At 71.2% G+C, this 16,827-nt stretch carries 8 protein-coding genes and 1 riboswitch; of the genes, 2 read left to right on the top strand and 6 right to left on the bottom strand.

All coding sequences use genetic code 11. The features are described 5' to 3' along the window. The first annotated feature begins 198 nt into the window (after window positions 1-198). Window positions 199-5,658, top strand: a complete 5,460-nt coding sequence (locus tag MUG78_RS11470) for an ATP-binding protein (protein ID WP_246994902.1) — start codon at window positions 199-201, stop codon at window positions 5,656-5,658. Window positions 5,659-5,724: 66 nt separating this feature from the next. Here MUG78_RS11470 and MUG78_RS11465 read toward each other — a convergent pair whose 3' ends face one another. Continuing rightward, on the bottom strand, window positions 5,725-6,318 hold the full coding sequence (locus tag MUG78_RS11465; RefSeq protein ID WP_246994900.1) for an NTP transferase domain-containing protein: 594 nt from the start codon (window positions 6,316-6,318) through the stop codon (window positions 5,725-5,727). 191 nt (window positions 6,319-6,509) lie between these two features. Continuing rightward, window positions 6,510-6,718, top strand: a riboswitch (cobalamin riboswitch). A gap of 129 nt (window positions 6,719-6,847) precedes the next feature. Here MUG78_RS11465 and metE point away from each other — a divergent pair. Further along, window positions 6,848-9,094, top strand: coding sequence for a 5-methyltetrahydropteroyltriglutamate--homocysteine S-methyltransferase (gene metE, locus MUG78_RS11460; RefSeq protein WP_246994898.1), 2,247 nt, complete (start codon window positions 6,848-6,850; stop codon window positions 9,092-9,094). Between the two features lie 61 nt (window positions 9,095-9,155). Here the strand turns inward: metE and MUG78_RS11455 are convergent, their stop codons facing one another. The 5 genes from MUG78_RS11455 to prpD form a co-directional block, all read right to left on the bottom strand. Next, window positions 9,156-9,755, bottom strand: coding sequence for an NUDIX hydrolase (locus MUG78_RS11455; protein WP_246994896.1), 600 nt, complete (start codon window positions 9,753-9,755; stop codon window positions 9,156-9,158). A 58-nt stretch (window positions 9,756-9,813) separates the two neighbouring features. Continuing rightward, entirely contained in the window at window positions 9,814-13,203 is a 3,390-nt protein-coding gene (locus MUG78_RS11450; RefSeq protein WP_246994894.1) for a pyruvate carboxylase, read from the bottom strand. 67 nt (window positions 13,204-13,270) lie between these two features. Continuing rightward, on the bottom strand, window positions 13,271-14,410 hold the full coding sequence (locus MUG78_RS11445; protein ID WP_246994892.1) for a bifunctional 2-methylcitrate synthase/citrate synthase: 1,140 nt from the start codon (window positions 14,408-14,410) through the stop codon (window positions 13,271-13,273). Further along, a complete protein-coding gene (gene prpB / locus MUG78_RS11440; protein WP_246994890.1) occupies window positions 14,407-15,321 on the bottom strand; it encodes a methylisocitrate lyase in 915 nt (304 codons plus the stop codon). Before prpB ends, MUG78_RS11445 begins: the two co-directional genes overlap by 4 nt. Continuing rightward, on the bottom strand, window positions 15,321-16,823 hold the full coding sequence (gene prpD, locus MUG78_RS11435) for a 2-methylcitrate dehydratase PrpD (protein ID WP_246994888.1): 1,503 nt from the start codon (window positions 16,821-16,823) through the stop codon (window positions 15,321-15,323). The genes prpB and prpD overlap by 1 nt, the downstream gene beginning before the upstream one ends. Between the last annotated feature and the right edge of the window lie 4 nt (window positions 16,824-16,827).

The raw sequence follows: 16,827 nt of genomic DNA, 5'->3' as shown, positions 1-16,827 counted from the left end.
TACCGATCGGTTGACTGCCCGGTAAGTGTGTCCTTGGTCGCTTCCCGGGCGGTTACGTGAGAGTAGGTACTACCCCCGCGGCCCCCGGCGGCTTACCGTGAAAGAACCGGATCGAGACAAGACCGATCCTTTCGCGTGCGCATCGTCGTGCCGAGACCCCCGCCAGCAGCCCTGGCACCCCCGAACAGAGAAGGGCGCATGTTCCGTCGTATTGCGATCGTCAACCGTGGAGAGGCCGCGATGCGGCTCATCAACGCCGTCCGCGACCTGAATGCCGAGACCGGACAATCAGTCCAGACCATCGCTCTACACACCGACGTCGATGCCGGCGCCACCTTTGTGCGCGAGGCCGACCTCACCTACGACCTGGGTCCGGCCGCGGCCCGGCCGTACATCAACCTCGAGGTCCTCGAGCGGGCCCTGACCGAGACCGGCGCCGACGCCGCGTGGGTCGGCTGGGGATTCGTCGCCGAGGATCCGGCGTTCGCCGAACTCTGCACCAAGCTGGGCGTCACCTTCGTCGGTCCGTCCGCGGAGGCCATGCGCCAGCTCGGTGACAAGATCGGCGCCAAACTGATCGCCGAAGAGGTCGGCGTGCCGGTGGCTCCGTGGAGCCGCGGCCCGGTCGAGACGCAGGAGGAGGCCGTCGCGGCCGCCGAGCGGATCGGCTACCCGCTGATGCTCAAGGCCACCGCCGGCGGCGGCGGTCGCGGCATCCGCATGGTCGCCGACGACTCGGCGCTGATCGACGCCTACCAGCGCACCCGCGACGAAGCCGAGCGCGCCTTCGGCAGCGGCGTCGTCTTCCTCGAACGTCTCGTCACCGGCGCCCGCCACGTCGAGGTCCAGGTGATCTCCGACGGCGAGACCGCGTGGGCCCTCGGCGTGCGCGACTGCTCGGTGCAGCGCCGCAACCAGAAGGTCATCGAGGAATCGGCCTCCCCGGTCCTCGGCCCCGATCAGGTCGCCGAGGTCAAGGCCGCCGCCGAACGCCTCGCGGTACGCGTCGGCTACCGCGGTGCGGCCACCGTCGAGTTCCTGTATCACCCGGGCGAGAAGCTCTTCGCCTTCCTCGAGGTCAACACCCGCCTGCAGGTGGAGCACCCGATCACCGAGGTCACCAACGACTTCGACCTGGTCCGCGCCCAGCTGCACGTCGCCGCCGGCGGCCGCCTGGACGGTGAACGCCCCGTCGAGCGCGGGCACGCCGTCGAGGCCCGCCTGAACGCCGAGGATCCCGACCGCGACTTCGCGCCGTCGCCCGGCTACATCGCCCGCCTGGAACTCCCGAGCGGCCCCGGCGTCCGCGTGGACACCGGCGTCAGCGAAGGCGACACCATCCCCGCCGACTTCGACTCGATGATCGCCAAGATCATCGCCTACGGCAGCACCCGCGATCAGGCGCTGGCCCGCCTGCGCCGCGCCATGTCCCGCACCCGCGTGGTGATCGAGGGCGGCGCCACCAACAGCAGCTTCATCATCGACCTGCTCGATCAGCCCGAGGTGATCGACGGCAGCGCCGACACCGGCTGGATCGACCGCGTCCGCGAGCAGGGCCGCCTGGTCTCGCACCGGCACTCGTCCATCGCGCTGGCCGCCGCCGCCATCGACGCCTACGAGGAGGAGGAGCGGGCCGAGCTCAACCGCCTGCTCGCCACCGCCCGCGGCGGTCGCCCGCAGGTGATGCACGAGAGCGGTCGCCCCGTCGACTTCAAGCTGCGCGGCGTCGCGTACCGCGTCAGCGTCGCCCGCGTCGGCGCACAGCGCTTCAGCGTCGCCATCGAGGCCGGCGCGCAGACGCAGACCGCCGACGTCGAGGTGGAACGCTACGACGAGCACACCGGCCGGATCACCGTCAACGGCGAGCGCTTCCGCGTGCTCACCGACACGCACGGCCCGGTCCACCTGGTGGACGTCGACGGCGTGACCCACCGGGTCAGCCGGGACGAGGGCGGCGTGGTCCGCTCCCCCGCTCCCGCGCTGGTCATCGCCACCCCACTGGAGGTGGGCGCCGAGGTGGCGGCCGGTGATCCGGTCCTGGTCCTGGAGTCGATGAAGATGGAGACGGTGCTGCGCGCACCGTTCGCCGCCCGCTTGAAGGAGTGCGTGGTCTCGGTCGGCGCCCAGGTGGAGACCGGTGCGCCGCTGCTGCGCCTGGAGCCGATCGCCGACGGCGAGGACGACGCCGCCGACAGCACCGACGACGCCGTGCTCGATCTGCCCGACACGCCGACCGACGTGTCCGACACCGACCGCGCCGCCGCCGAACGCGAGATGCTGCGCGCCCTGATGCTCGGCTTCGACATCGAGCCCAGCGAGGGCGCACGCATGGCCGACTACCTGGCGCTGCGCCAGGCCGAGATCGACGCCGACGAGCGCCCGCTGGGCGCCGAGCTCGAGCTGGTCGGCGTCTTCGCCGACCTCGCCGAGCTGGCCCGTCGTCGTCCGTCCGACGACGACGCCCACGACCGCGTGCACAGCGCCCGCGAGCACCTGCACACCTACCTGCAGAGCCTGGACGTGGAGCTGTCGGCGGTGCCCGAGCAGTTCCGCACCAAGCTGGCCGCCGCGCTGGCCCACTACGGTGTCACCGACCTGGAACGCACCGACGAGCTGGAGAGCGCCGTCTTCCGGATCTTCCTGGCGCTGCAGCGCCTGGACGACGTGGTGCCCGGCATGGCGACCCTGCTGCGCCGCTGGATGAAGGAGCCGCCGCCCCCGGCCGAGCTGCGCGAGCACACCGGCCACGTGCTGGAGCACCTCGTCGCCGCCACCCAGCTGCGTTTCCCGGTGATCTCCGACCTGGCCCGCGGTGTGCTGTACGCCTGGTACGGCCAGCCGCGTCTGCGCCGTAAGCGCGAACGCGTCTACGCCGCCATCGACAGCGACCTGAACTACCTCGACGAGCACCCGAAGGCATCCGATCGCGCCGAGCGCATCGCCGAGATGGTCAAGAGCACCGAGCCGCTGGTCCGCGTCCTCAGCCGTCGCCTGGTCGACGACTCGCTGGACAACTCCGCGATGCTCGAGGTGCTGACCCGCCGCTACTACGGCAACAAGGGCCTGTCCGCGGTCGCCACCCACCGCGCCAGCGGCTGCACCTTCGTGCTGGCCCAGCGCGGCGGCTCGCTGCTGGTCTCCGCCGCCACCAGCTTCGACAAGCTCGACACCGCCCTCTGCGGGCTGGCCGAGCTGGTCGACGGCGCCGCGTCGATCGACGCCGACGTCTACGTGCGCTGGGACGACCAGCCCGAGGACCTCGACGAGATGGCCGCCGCCCTGCACGAGGTGGTCAGCGCACGTCTGCTGCCCAACCAGGTGCACCGCGTCACGGTCACCGTGGCCGGCCTCGGCGACGAAGCCATGCACCATCACGTCACCTTCCGACCATCGGCCACCGGCATGTCGGAGGACCGGCTGATCCGCGGGCTGCACCCGTACATCGCCCAGCGCATGCAGATGGAGCGCCTGCGCAAGTTCGACGTGACCCGCCTGCGCTCGTCCGACGACGAAGAGGTGTACCTCTACCGCGCGGTGGCCAAGGCCAACCCGGGCGACGACCGCCTGATCGCCTTCGCCCAGGTCCGCGACCTGATCGCGGTGTCCGAACAGGACGGCAGCATCCTGACGCTGCCGACCGCCGAGCGCACCTTCGAGGCGTGCGTCGACTCCATCCGCCGCGCGCAGGCGCGTCGTCCGTCGTCGAAGCGGTTCAACACCAACCGCATCGTCATGTACATCTGGCCGCCGCTGGACGTGAGCCGCGAGCAGGTGGCCCGCGTGGTGAGCCACACCCTGGGCACCGCCGCCTCCACCGACGGCGCCGGGCTCGAGGAGATCGAGCTCATCGCCCGCCACCGCGACCAGGACACCGGCGAACTGTCCAAGGTGTCGGTGCGCGTCACCCTCGACGCCGCAGGCGAAACCCAGATCACCGTCGACGAGCCCGTCGAGACCCCGATCGAGCCGGTCGACGAGTACCGCCAGAAGGTGCTGCGCGCCGCCCGCCGCAACACCGTGTACCCGTACGAGCTGACCGCCCTGCTCGGCACGTTCACCGAGTACGACCTGAACGACGCCGGCGACCTGGTCCCGGTGGACCGCCCCAAGGGCCGCAACACCGCGGCCGTGGTGGTCGGCACCGTCAGCACGCCCACCGAGAAGTACCCCGAGGGTGTCGAGCGCGTCGTGATGCTGGGCGACCCGACCAAATCGCTAGGTGCGCTCACCGAGCCCGAGTGCCGTCGCTACATCGCGGCCCTCGACCTCGCCGAGGCGCGCACGCTGCCCGTCGAGTGGTACGCCGTCTCCTCCGGCGCCGCCGTGAAGATGGACTCGGGCACCGAGAACCTCGACTGGGTGGCCGCGGCCCTCAAGCGGATCGTCGAGTTCACCCAGGACGGCGGCGAGATCAACATCGTCGTGTCCGGTATCAACGTCGGCGGCCAGGCCTACTGGAACGCCGAGGCCACCATGCTGATGCACACCAAGGGCATCCTGGTGATGACCCCGGACTCGTCGATGGTGCTCACCGGCAAGCAGGCCCTGGACTTCTCCGGCGGTGTCTCCGCCGAGGACAACTTCGGTATCGGCGGCTACGACCGCGTGATGGGCCCGAACGGCGAGGCGCAGTACTGGGCGCCGAATCTGACGGCGGCCATCGGCGTGATGATGAGCCACTACGACCACACCTATGTGGTGCCCGGCGAGGCCGGTCCGCGCCCGGCGGTCACCACCGACCCCGCGAACCGCGACGTCTCGGACTACCCGCACGAGCTGGAGGGCAGCGAGTTCGCCACGGTCGGCGAGATCTTCTCCGCCGAGGCCAACCCGGACCGTAAGAAGCCGTTCGACATCCGCTCGGTGATGCGCGCCGTCGTCGACCAGGATCTGCCCGCGCTGGAGCGCTGGGCCGACATGGCCGACGCCGACACCGTCGTCGTGGAGGACACCCACCTGGGCGGTCACCCGATCACGCTGATCGGCATCGAGTCGACGCCAGTGGCCCGCCGGGGCTTCCTGCCGACCGACGGCCCGGACACCTTCAGCGCGGGCACGCTGTTCCCGCAGTCGTCGAAGAAGGCGGCCCGCGCGATCAACGCGGCCAGCGGCAACCGTCCGGTCGTGGTGCTGGCCAACCTGTCCGGCTTCGACGGCTCCCCCGAGTCGCTGCGCAAGTTGCAGCTGGAGTACGGCGCCGAGATCGGCCGGGCCATTATCAACTTCGAGGGCCCGATCGTCTTCTGCGTGATCTCCCGCTACCACGGCGGCGCGTTCGTGGTCTTCTCCAAGGCCCTGAACCCGAACATGACCGTGTTGGCCATCGAGGGCTCGTTCGCCTCGGTGCTCGGCGGCGCCCCGGCGGCGGCCGTGGTTTTCGCCGGCGAGGTCCGTACGCGCACCGAGAACGATCCGCGCGTGCAGGCCCTGCACACGCGCCTGGAGCACGCCTCGGACACCGATCGCGCCGATGTGACCGCCGAACTCGAGGAGGCCCGCACCTCGGTGCGCGCCGAGAAGCTCGCCGAGGTGGCCGCCGAATTCGACGCGGTGCACAGCATCGAGCGCGCCGTGCAGGTGGGCTCGGCCGACGCGATCGTCCGCGCCGCCGACCTCCGCCCCAGCCTGATCAACGCGATCGCCGCGAAACAGAGCTGATCAGTAGCAGTTCACCGGCAATACAGCACCGCCGTGGTCACTATGACCACGGCGGTGCTGTATATGTCAGTGAAGTCCGCCGGGCACGTCCGGCCCGGCGAGGTCCGAGCAGTCGACGGTGGTCACTTCGCCGGCGTGGTCGCCGAGGAAGCCGATCGCGCCCCCGGAGGCGGCGAGCAGGTCGGCCGCGTCGGGGAGCAGGTCGGCGCCCACGTACACCGGCTGCGCCCAGTGCCCGTGCCGCACCCCGCGCACCACCGCGTCGCGGCGTCGCCCGGCCGCGGCCAGCACCCGCGCCACCCCGACCCCGCCGACGTCGGCGCTGTCGACGGTCTGCAGCAGCACCCCGGCGATCGGGTCGAGCCCGCGGGCGTAGGTCAGGGCGGCGTGCACCGTCGCGTCGAGTCCGTCGTACCAGGACGGCAGGTAGAAGGTGGTGGAGGTGTCCCGCGGCGCCGCGATCACCCGGCTGCCGAGCGCCACGTACAGCGTGTCGCAGCCACCGGCACCGAACCCGGCCAGCAGCACTTCGAGCCGCTCGAGCTGCGGCACATCCGCCTCGGTCGGGGCCTCCCGCTCATCGCCCCGGGCCACCAGCACGATCCCGACGACCGGCGCGGGCCGGTCGCGGGATCCGAGATCATCCTGCAACGCCACCATGCTCGCCCAGGATACTCGCCGCAGTGGCCGGTGCCGGGTGAGTCCGCCGCCGCACCCGCGCGCAAGTCCGCGGGGGAATTAGAATCACGCTCTTCGCGCGGGATGACACGGTCCGCGCGCCGGGCCTATGGTCGTAGACGCAATCGGTTCGTCCGTAGCGCCGTCGCCAAGGAGCCCCTGCGACCGCGCGGACGTCGAGCGAATTCGCTGCTGCGGCAACGACTTTCGCGAGAGGGAATCCGGTGAGACTCCGGAGCTGACCCGCAGCGGTAACTTGGAACGACCGCCGTCACCGGCACTGGACGCACGCGTGTGCGTCTGGGAAGCGACGGCCAGTAGGTGCGCCTTTCGACGGCGCTCGCCGAGGAGCCCGAAGACCTGCCCGTTGTCTCGGATGCGCCGCATCCGAGGACGGATCGCCTCGTGGACCGGGCGGCGTCGACGCACCCGTGCATGCCTGGGCTCGTCGTCTGTCGCCTCCCGGTAGGGCGCCTCGTCGTCAGCTTCTGTATTGCATGGAGAACACAAGATGGGCTTTCACACCACTGTCACCGGCACCGCGCGCATCGGCGCCGACCGGGAACTCAAGCACGCCGTCGAGGGCTATTGGGCCGGGCGGCTGAGCCGGGAGGAGCTGCACCGCGTCGCCGCCGACCTGCGGCGCAGCGGCCGGCAGCAGCTGCTGGCCGCCGGCCTGGACTCGATCCCGGTCAACACCTTCTCGTACTACGACCAGATGCTCGACATGGCCGCAACGCTCGGCGCCCTGCCGCCGCGCGTGGCCGCCATCGCCGACCCGCTGGACCGCTACTTCGCGGCCGCCCGCGGCACCGCCGACGTGCTGCCGCTGGAGATGACCAAGTGGTTCGACACCAACTACCACTACCTGGTCCCGGAGATCGGTCCGGACACGGTGTTCGGTCTCGACGCCGCGACGGTGCTCGCCGACCTGGCCGAAGCCCTCGCCGACGACGTGCCCGCACGGCCGGTGGTGATCGGCCCGATCACGTTCCTCGGTCTGTCCAAGGGTGTCGACGACCTCGTGCCGCTCGACCGGATCGACGATCTGCTGCCGCTCTACGAGCAGCTGCTGACCGACCTCGCCGCGGCCGGCGCCGAGTGGGTGCAGATCGACGAGCCGATCCTCGTGACCGACGCCCACGACGGGCTCGCCGCACTCGCCGAACGCGTCTACACCCGCCTGAGCGCGGTGTCCGCGCCGAAGCTGCTGGTGCAGACCTACTTCGGCGATGCCGGCGACGCGCTGGCCGCGCTGGGACGCACCGACATCGACGGGGTCGGCGTCGACCTGGTCCGCGGCTCGGTCGCGACGGTGGAGGCGGCCGGTCTGGCCGACAAGCTGGTCGTCGCCGGCATCGTCGACGGCCACAACGTCTGGCGCACCGACCTGGACGCCGCGCTCGCCGTGCTCACCGACCTGCGTCCGCACGTCGGCACGCTGGCGGTGAGTACCTCGTGTTCCACCCTGCACGTGCCGTACTCGTTGGCGCCGGAGACCGGTCTCGACGACGTCCTGCGCGGCTGGCTCGCGTTCGCGGCGGAGAAGTTCGACGAGGTCGTCGCCCTGTCCCGGGCGCTCACCGACGGCCGAGACGCGCAGGCGGCGGCCTTCGACGCGGCCCGGGCCGCGCTGGCCACCCGCGCCGACGATCCGCGTCGCCACGACGCCGACCTGCGTGCCCGACTGGCCGGGTTGACCGACGCCGACCGCAACCGCACCGCGGCCACGCAACGGCAGGAGCTCAGCCGCGCCCACCTGGCGCTGCCCACACTGCCGACCACCACCATCGGGTCGTTCCCGCAGACCGGCGATATCCGGGCCGCCCGCGCCCGGCTGCGCGCCGGCACGCTCGACGCGGAGCAGTACCGCGCCCAGATGGAGGCGGAGATCGCCGCGGTGATCGCCCTGCAGGAGCAGATCGGGCTGGACGTGCTGGTGCACGGCGAACCCGAGCGCAACGACATGGTGCAGTACTTCGCCGAACAGCTCACCGGCTTCTTCGCCACCGCGAACGGCTGGGTGCAGTCGTACGGCTCGCGCTGCGTGCGGCCGCCGATCCTGTTCGGCGACGTGCAGCGTCCCGCGCCGATGACCGTCGACTGGGCGGTCTACGCGCAGGGTCTGACCGACAAGCCGGTCAAGGGCATGCTCACCGGACCGGTCACCATCCTGGCCTGGAGCTTCGTGCGCGACGATCAGCCGCTGGCGCAGACCGCCGATCAGGTGGCCCTCGCGATCCGCGACGAGACGCTCGACCTACAGGAGGCCGGGATCGGCATCATCCAGGTCGACGAGCCCGCCCTGCGCGAGTTGCTGCCGCTGCGCGCCACCGAACGCGCCGCCTACCTGGAGTGGGCGGTGAACGCCTTCAAGCTGTCCACCGCGGGTGTGAACGACGAGACGCAGATCCACACCCACCTGTGTTACTCGGAGTTCGGTGACGTGATCGGCGCGATCGCCGACCTCGACGCCGACGTCACCTCCATCGAGGCGGCCCGCTCGCACATGGAGGTGCTCGACGACCTCAACGCGATCGGTTTCGCCGCCGAGGTGGGCCCGGGCGTCTACGACATCCACTCCCCGCGCGTGCCCGCGGCCGAGGAGATGACGACGCTGCTGGCCGAGGCGCTGGCCGCCGTCCCGGCCGACCGCCTGTGGGTGAACCCGGACTGCGGCCTCAAGACCCGCACCACCGCGCAGGTCACCGCCGCCCTCACCGCGATGGTCGACGCCGCCAAGGCCGTCCGCGCCTGACCCTTCGACAAGCTCAGGGAGCGTCGCACGACGCTCCCTGAGCCCCGTCGAAGCCCGCGCGTCAGCGCCAGGCGAAGACCGGCTGCTCCAGGTGGTCCACCCGGGTGTCGAGCCCGAGGACCACCACCTGCGCGAACTGGTAGATCACCGCCGCGGTGGGCGCGTGCACCCACCGGTTCATGATCGGCAGCCGGATCACCGGCCGGGGTGACTGCGCGATGGTGTCGAACACCGCCGGGGCGGTCACCTCGTCGAGGGTGACGTAGAACAGCTGGTCCACCTCGTCCGGGCTGGGCGCCGGGGTCACCGGTTCGTCGATCCAGCACACCACCGGCGTCATCAGATAGCCCGAGCGGGTGGCGTAGTCGTCGAGCAGACCGACCACCGAGTCCTCGCCGAGCGAGACCCCGAGTTCCTCGTCGAGCTCGCGCAGCGCGGCCTGCACCGGGGTCTCCCCGGGGTCCAGGCGGCCGCCGGGCAGCGCGAACTGGTTGGCGTGGCTGCGCAGCGTCGACGGCCGTCGCGCCACCCAGATGCCGCGCTCGCCGTCGACCGGTGCCACGGTGATGGCCACCGCCGACGGCTTCAACGCGGCGTCGTCGATCGCCCGTCGCTCCCACGCCGACAGGCGCTGCTCGGCCAGCTCCCGGGTCAGTTCCATACCCATGGGTCTACCCCACCCGGCCGCTACCGGACAGTCACCCGGCGCCCGGCAGCGGCTACTCGAACTCGACGAGCAGGTCGCCGGCGCCCACTTCGGTGGCCGGTCCGACGGTGATCCGGCGGACCGTGCCGCCGGCGGGCGCGGTGATCGAGGCCTCCATCTTCATCGCCTCGATGGTGCCGATCACGCCGCCCGGGGCCACTTGCTCGCCCACCGCGACGGTCACCGTGACCACGCCGGAGAACGGCGCGCCGACGTGCGCGGGGTTGCCGGCGTCGGCGCGCTCGCGCACCTCGGTGGACACATCGGCGCTGCGGTCGAGCACCGGCACCGGCCGCAACTCACCGTTCAAGGTGCACATCACCGTGCGGATGCCCGCGGCGTCGGGCTCGGACACCGCTTCCAGGCGGATGAGCAGGTCGACGCCGTCGCGCAGGCGAACTCGGTGCTCGAGTCCCTGCTGCAGCCCGTAGAAGAACTGGTAGGCCGCAAGTCGCGAGGTGTCGCCGTATTCGGCCACGTGCGCCTGGTACTCCGCGGTGGGGCCGGGGAAGAGCAGCCGGTTGAGGGTGGCGCGCCGCTGATCGCCGGGCACTTTCAGCGCGGCGCTGTCGGCGGCGTCGACCGTCTCCTCGGCCTGGTGCACGCTGCGTCCGGCCAGCACCTGCTCGCGCAGCGGCTCCGGCCAGCCCGCGGCGGGCACCCCGAGTTCGCCGGCCAGGAAACCGACCACCGAGTCCGGGATGTCGTAGGCGGTGGGGTCGGCGGCGAAGTCGGCGGCGGTGATGCCCTGCGCGACGAAGGCGAGTGCCAGATCGCCGACCACCTTCGACGACGGCGTCACCTTCACCGGCCGTCCGAGCAGCCGGTTGGCGCCGGCGTACGCGTTCTCGACGGCTTCGAAGCGGTCGCCCACGCCGAGCGAGATGGCCTGCTGGCGCAGGTTGGAGAGCTGGCCGCCGGGGATCTCGTGGTCGTACACGCGCCCGGTGGGCGCGGGGACGCCGGACTCGAAGGTCCCGTACATACGCCGCAACGTCTCCCAGTACGGCTCCAGCGACGTCACCTTGTCCAGATCCAGCCCGGTGTCGTACTCGGTGTGCGCGGCCGCCGCGACAATCGCCGACAGCGACGGCTGGCTGGTGGTGCCCGACAGCGGTGCGCTCGCACCGTCGACCGCGTCGGCGCCGGCCTCCCACGCCGCCAGGTAGGTGGCCAGCTGGCCGCCGGGGGTGTCGTGGGTGTGCACGTGGATGGGCAGGTCGAACTCGCGACGCAACGCACCCACCAGGGTCCGCGCGGCCGCCGGGCGGAGCAGTCCGGCCATGTCCTTGATGGCCAGCACGTGCGCGCCGGCCTCGACGATCTGCTCGGCCAGGGCCAGGTAGTAGTCCAGCGTGTACAGGTCTTCGGCGGGGTCGGCGAGGTCGCCGGTGTAGCTCAACGCCACCTCGGCCACCGTGGTGCCGGTGGCGAGTACCGCGTCGATCGCCGGACGCATGGCGTCGACGCTGTTGAGGGCGTCGAAGATGCGGAAGATGTCCACACCGGTGCGCGCCGCCTCCTCGACGAACGCCTGTGTCACCTCCACCGGGTACGGGGTGTAGCCGACGGTGTTCTTGCCGCGCAGCAGCATCTGCAGGCAGATGTTCGGCAGGGCCGCCCGGATCCGTTCCAGGCGTTCCCACGGATCCTCCTTGAGGAAGCGCAGCGCCACGTCGAAGGTGGCCCCGCCCCAGCACTCCACCGACAGCAACTCGGGGGTCTGGGCGGCCACATACGGCGCCACCGACACCAGGCCGCTGGTGCGCACGCGGGTGGCGAGCAGCGACTGGTGAGCGTCCCGGAAGGTCGTGTCGGTCACCGCGAGCGCCTTCTGCTCGCGCAGGGCCCGCGCGAAACCGGTGGGCCCCAACGCATCCAAGCGCTGCTTGGACCCGGCGGGCGGATCGGCAAGCAGTTCCGGGCTCAGCGGCGGCAGCTTGGTGTGCGGGTGCACGGCCGTCGGCACCAGGCCGTGCGGGCGGTGCACGGTCACGTCGGCCAGGTAGTTCAGCAGCCGCGAGCCGCGCTCGGACGAGCGCACCGCGGTAAGCAGTTCCGGGCGTTCGTCGATGAACGACGTCGTGATCGCCCCGGCTTGGAAGTCCGGGTCGGCCAGCACCGCGCTGAGGTAGTCGATGTTGGTGTGCACGCCGCGGATCTTGAACTCGGCCAGCGCCCGCTGCGCGCGGGTCACCGCCGTGGCGAAGTCGCGGCCGCGGCAGGTCAGCTTCACCAGCATCGAGTCGAAGTAGCCGGTGATCTCGCTGCCGAGTGCCGCGGCGCCGTCCAGGCGGACGCCGGTGCCGCCGGGTGCGCGGTAGACGTTGATCTGTCCGGTGTCCGGCCGGAAGCCGTCGGCCGGGTTCTCGGTGGTGATGCGGCACTGCAGCGCGGCGCCGTGCAGGGCGATCGCGTCCTGCGACAGCCCCAGATCGGCGAGCGTCTCCCCTGCGGCGATGCGCAGCTGCGCGGCGACCAGGTCCACGTCGGTCACCTCTTCGGTGACGGTGTGCTCCACCTGGATCCGCGGGTTCATCTCGATGAAGAAGTGGCCGCCGCGCTCGTCGACCAGGAACTCGACGGTGCCCGCGCACGAGTAGCCGATGTGCCGGGCGAAGCGCACCGCGTCGTCGCAGATGCGTTGCCGCAGAACCGGATCCAGGTTCGGTGCGGGCGCGATCTCGATGACCTTCTGGTGCCGCCGCTGCAGCGAGCAGTCGCGTTCGTACAGGTGCACCACATCGCCGCGGGCGTCGGCGAGGATCTGCACCTCGATGTGCCGCGGGTTCACCACGGCCTGCTCCAGGAAAACGGTCGGGTTGCCGAAGGCCGCCGCCGCCTCGCGGGACGCGGCCCCGATCGCCTCGGCCAGCTCGGCCGGGTCGTCGACCCGACGCATCCCGCGCCCGCCGCCGCCGGCCACCGCCTTCACGAAGATCGGGAACGACATGTCGGCGGCCGCCGCGAGCAGTTCGTCGACGTCCGACGACGGCTCGCTGCCGGCCAGCACCGGCAGCCCGGCCTCCCGGGCCGCCTGCACCGACCGCTTCTTGTCGCCGGTCAGCTCCAGCACCGCGGCGCTGGGCCCCACGAAGGTGATGCCGGCGTCGGCACAGGCGGCGGCCAGTTCCGGGTTCTCCGACGCGAAACCGTAGCCGGGGTACACGGCGTCGGCCCCGCAGTGCCGGGCCACCCGCAGGATCTCGTCGACCGACAGGTACGCCTGGACGGGATGCCCGGGTTCGCCGATCTGATACGACTGGTCGGCCTTCCCCCGGTGCACGCAGTTACGATCCTCCACCGGATAGACCGCCACCGTGCCCATGCCGAGCTCGTACGCGGCGCGGAATGCGCGCACCGCGATCTCGCCGCGGTTGGCCACCAGGACTTTGCCGAACATGTCATGCCTCACTGTCGATGCACCGGCGCACGTCGACGCGCCGGCCGCTACGGAAAACGGTAGAGAATTACGCGGGAACGGGGCGCTGAACGGGCCCGTCGTACGCGGAGAGCGGCCGGATGAGCGCATTCGACCGGGTCTGTTCGACGATGTGCGCGGTCCACCCGGTGATCCGGCTCATCACGAACAGCGGCGTGAACATCGGGACGTCGAAGCCCATCAGGTAGTAGGCCGGCCCGGTCGGGAAGTCCAGGTTGGGCTGGATGCCGGTACGCTCGTCCATCGCGGCGGCGAGTTCGCGGTAGATCTCGAGCCAGCGGCCCGCGCTCGGATCTGACTGCACACAGTGGGCGGAGACCTGCACCAGCGCGTCGTACATCGTGGGCACCCGCGAGTCGCCGCGCTTGTAGACGCGGTGGCCGAAACCCATCACCTTGTCCTTGGCGTCGAGCTTGGCCGTGAGCCAGGCGCGGGCGTTCTCCGGGGCGCCGATCTCGATCATGTCCGCCATCACGGCCTCGTTGGCGCCGCCGTGCAGCGAGCCCTTGAGCGCCCCGATCGCGGCGGTCACCGCGCTGTACAGGTCCGACTGCGTGGACGTGACCACCCGCGCGGCGAACGTCGAGGCGTTGAAGCTGTGCTCGGCGTACAGCACCATCGACTGGTTGAACGCCTCCACGATGACAGGGTCGGGCACCTCGCCGAAGCACATGTTCAGGAAGTTCTCGGCGTAGCTGAGGCCGTGGTGCGGGTCGATCGGCGCCAGCCCGCGGCGTCGTCGGAAGTCGGCGGCGACGATGGTCGGCAGCACTCCGAGCAGGCGCAGCGCCTTGTCCAGGTTCGCCGCCGCGGTCGGGACGTCCTCGTCCGGGTCCTCGCTGCCGAGGTAGCTCACCATGGTCCGCATCACGTCCATCGGGTGGCAGGTCTCCGGGATCCGGTTCAGCACCGCCTGCGCCGACCGGTTCAGCCGCCGGTTCGCGCGCTCGCGCTGGGTGAACAGCGCCAGCTGCCCCGCCGTCGGCAGTTCGCCGTACCAGAGCAGGTAGGCCACCTCCTCGAAGCTCTTGGTGGTCGCGAGGTCCGCTGCCGCGTAGCCGCGGTAGGTGAGGCTGTTGGTCTCGGGGACCACCTTGGACACGGCGGTGGTGTCCACCACCACGCCCGCGAGGCCCTTCCGGATTTCTGTGGCACCGATGTCGGTCATGACGTCCCTCCCGGGCGGCTGTAGGTGAAGATCTCGGAGTCGAAGGCGTTGTAGTCGGCGTACTGCAGGAACTCGTAGAGGCGCGCACGATGCTGCATGCGGTCGACGACGCCGGCCTGGGTGCCGTCGGCGGCGATCGCGGCGAGCCCGGATTCGACGGCGCCCATCGCCAGCCGCAGCGTGGTGACCGGGTAGATCACCGCGTTGTAGCCGATGGACCGCAGTTGGTCGGCGGTCAGCAGTTCGGACTTGCCGAACTCGGTCATGTTGGCCAGCAGCGGCACGTCCACCGCGTCGCGGAAGCGTGCGAACTCGTCGAGGTCGGCGAGTGCCTCGGTGAAGATCAGGTCGGCACCGGCGGCCGCGTACTCGGTGGCCCGGGCGATCGCGGCGTCGAGTCCCTCCACGCCGCGGGCGTCGGTGCGCGCGCAGATCACGAAGTTCTCGTCCCGGCGGGCGCTGACCGCGGCGCCCAGTCGGCGGACCATCTCCGTCGTCGGGACCACTTCCTTGCCGTCGAGGTGGCCGCAGCGCTTCGGGTTCACCTGGTCTTCCAGGTGGCACCCGGCCAGCCCGGCATCCTCGAGCGCTGCGACGGTGCGCGCGGCACTCATCGGTTCGCCGAAGCCGGTGTCGGCGTCGATCAGCGTCGGCAGGTCGGTGGCGCGGGCGATCGCGCCGCCGCGGGCGGCGACCTCGGTGAGCGTCGTCAACCCGATGTCGGGCAGACCCAGGTCGGCCGACAGCGCGGCCCCGGAGACGTAGACGCCCTCGAACCCGGCGTCGGCGACGATCTTGGCGACCAACGGCGAGAACGCCCCCGGCCAGCGCTGCAGGTCGCCGGAGGCGAGCCCGGCGCGCAGTGCCTTCCGCTTGTCGGCGTCGGTGACGCCCGAGGAGAACAGGCGCATCAGAGGATGCCCTCGCCGGTCGCGGGCGCCGAGGCCAGCACGTCGCCGAGCACCCGCACGTTCAGGCCGCCCAGCCCACCGGCCGGGAGGTCGGCCAGACCGGTCGCCGCCGCCACGAACCGCTCCTGCTCGGCGGCGTCGACCACGCCGTCGGCCATCGCGGCGAACTTGCCCAGGTACTGCTCCCGCGCGAACGGCCGCGCGCCCAGCGGGTGGGCGTCGGCCACCGCCAGCTCGTCGACGATCACCTCGCCGTCGGCCATGGTGATCACCGCGCGGGCGCCGAAGGCCTTCTCGTTCGGATCGGTCGAGTGGTAGCGGCGGGTCCACTCCGGGTCCTCGACGGTGGAGATCTTGTTCCACAGCTCCACGGTGTCGGCGCGCCGCGCGCGCTCGGGCGCGTAGCTGCGCTCGTGGTCCCACTCCCCGTCCTGCAGGGCCACGGCGAAGATGTACATCACCGAGTGGTCGAGGGTCTCCCGGCTGGCATTCGGGTCGAACTTCTGCGGATCACCCGAGCCGGTGCCGATCACGTAGTGCGTGTGGTGGCTGGTGTGCAGCACGATCGACTCGATGTCGGCGACGTCGGCGATCCGCGCGCGCATCCGACGGGCCAGGTCGATCGGCGCCTGACTCTGGTATTCGGCCGAATGTTCCTTGGTGTACGTGTCCAGGATGCCGCGCTTGGCCTCGCCCGGTCCGGGCAGCGGCACCGTGTAGCGGGCGTCCGGGCCGCCGAGCAGCCAGGCGATGACGCCGTCCTCGCCCTCCCAGATCGGCGACGGCGCACCCTCACCGCGCATGGCGCGGTCCACGGCCTCCACCGCCACCTTGCCGGCCAGCGCCGGGGCGTACGCCTTCCAACTGGAGATCTCGCCCTTGCGCGACTGGCGGGTGGCGGTGGTCAGGTGCAGGGCCTGACCGACGGCCTGGTAGATCGTGTCGATCGGCAGGCCCAGCATGGTGCCCAGGCCGGCGGCCACCGACGGGCCGAGGTGGGCGACGTGGTCGATCTTGTGCTCGTGCAGGCAGATGCCGCGCACCAGATCCACCTGCACCTCGTAGGCGGTGGCGAGGCCGCGGATCAGGTCGCGGCCGCTGGCGCCCACGCGCTGGCCGACGGCGACCAGGGCGGGGATGTTGTCGCCCGGGTGGCTGTACTCGGCGGCCAGGAACGTGTCGTGGAAGTCGAGTTCGCGGACCGCGACGCCGTTGGCCCACGCGGCCCACTCCGGGGCGTACTCGCCGTCGATGCCGAACACCGTCGCGCCGCCGGCCAGCGGCCGGCTCTGCGCCTGCCGGCGGGCACTGGTGACCGGTCGACGGGCCACCGACGCGGCGCTCACCGCGGCGTTGTCGATGATCCGGTTGACGATCATCTCGGCCGTTTCCTCGGGGACCTCGACGGGGTCGACGGCGATCTGCGCGATCTTGTAAGCCAGGTGCTCTTCCTTCGGGAAGGCCTCGGCACTGCGACGGGTGTACACCTCGTGATTGATCATGTTC

This window comes from Gordonia alkaliphila, assembly GCF_023017165.1.
Taxonomy (GTDB): domain Bacteria; phylum Actinomycetota; class Actinomycetes; order Mycobacteriales; family Mycobacteriaceae; genus Gordonia; species Gordonia alkaliphila.
The sequence above is the reverse complement of the archived record's forward strand: the minus strand, read 5'-3'. Positions and strand labels throughout refer to the sequence as shown.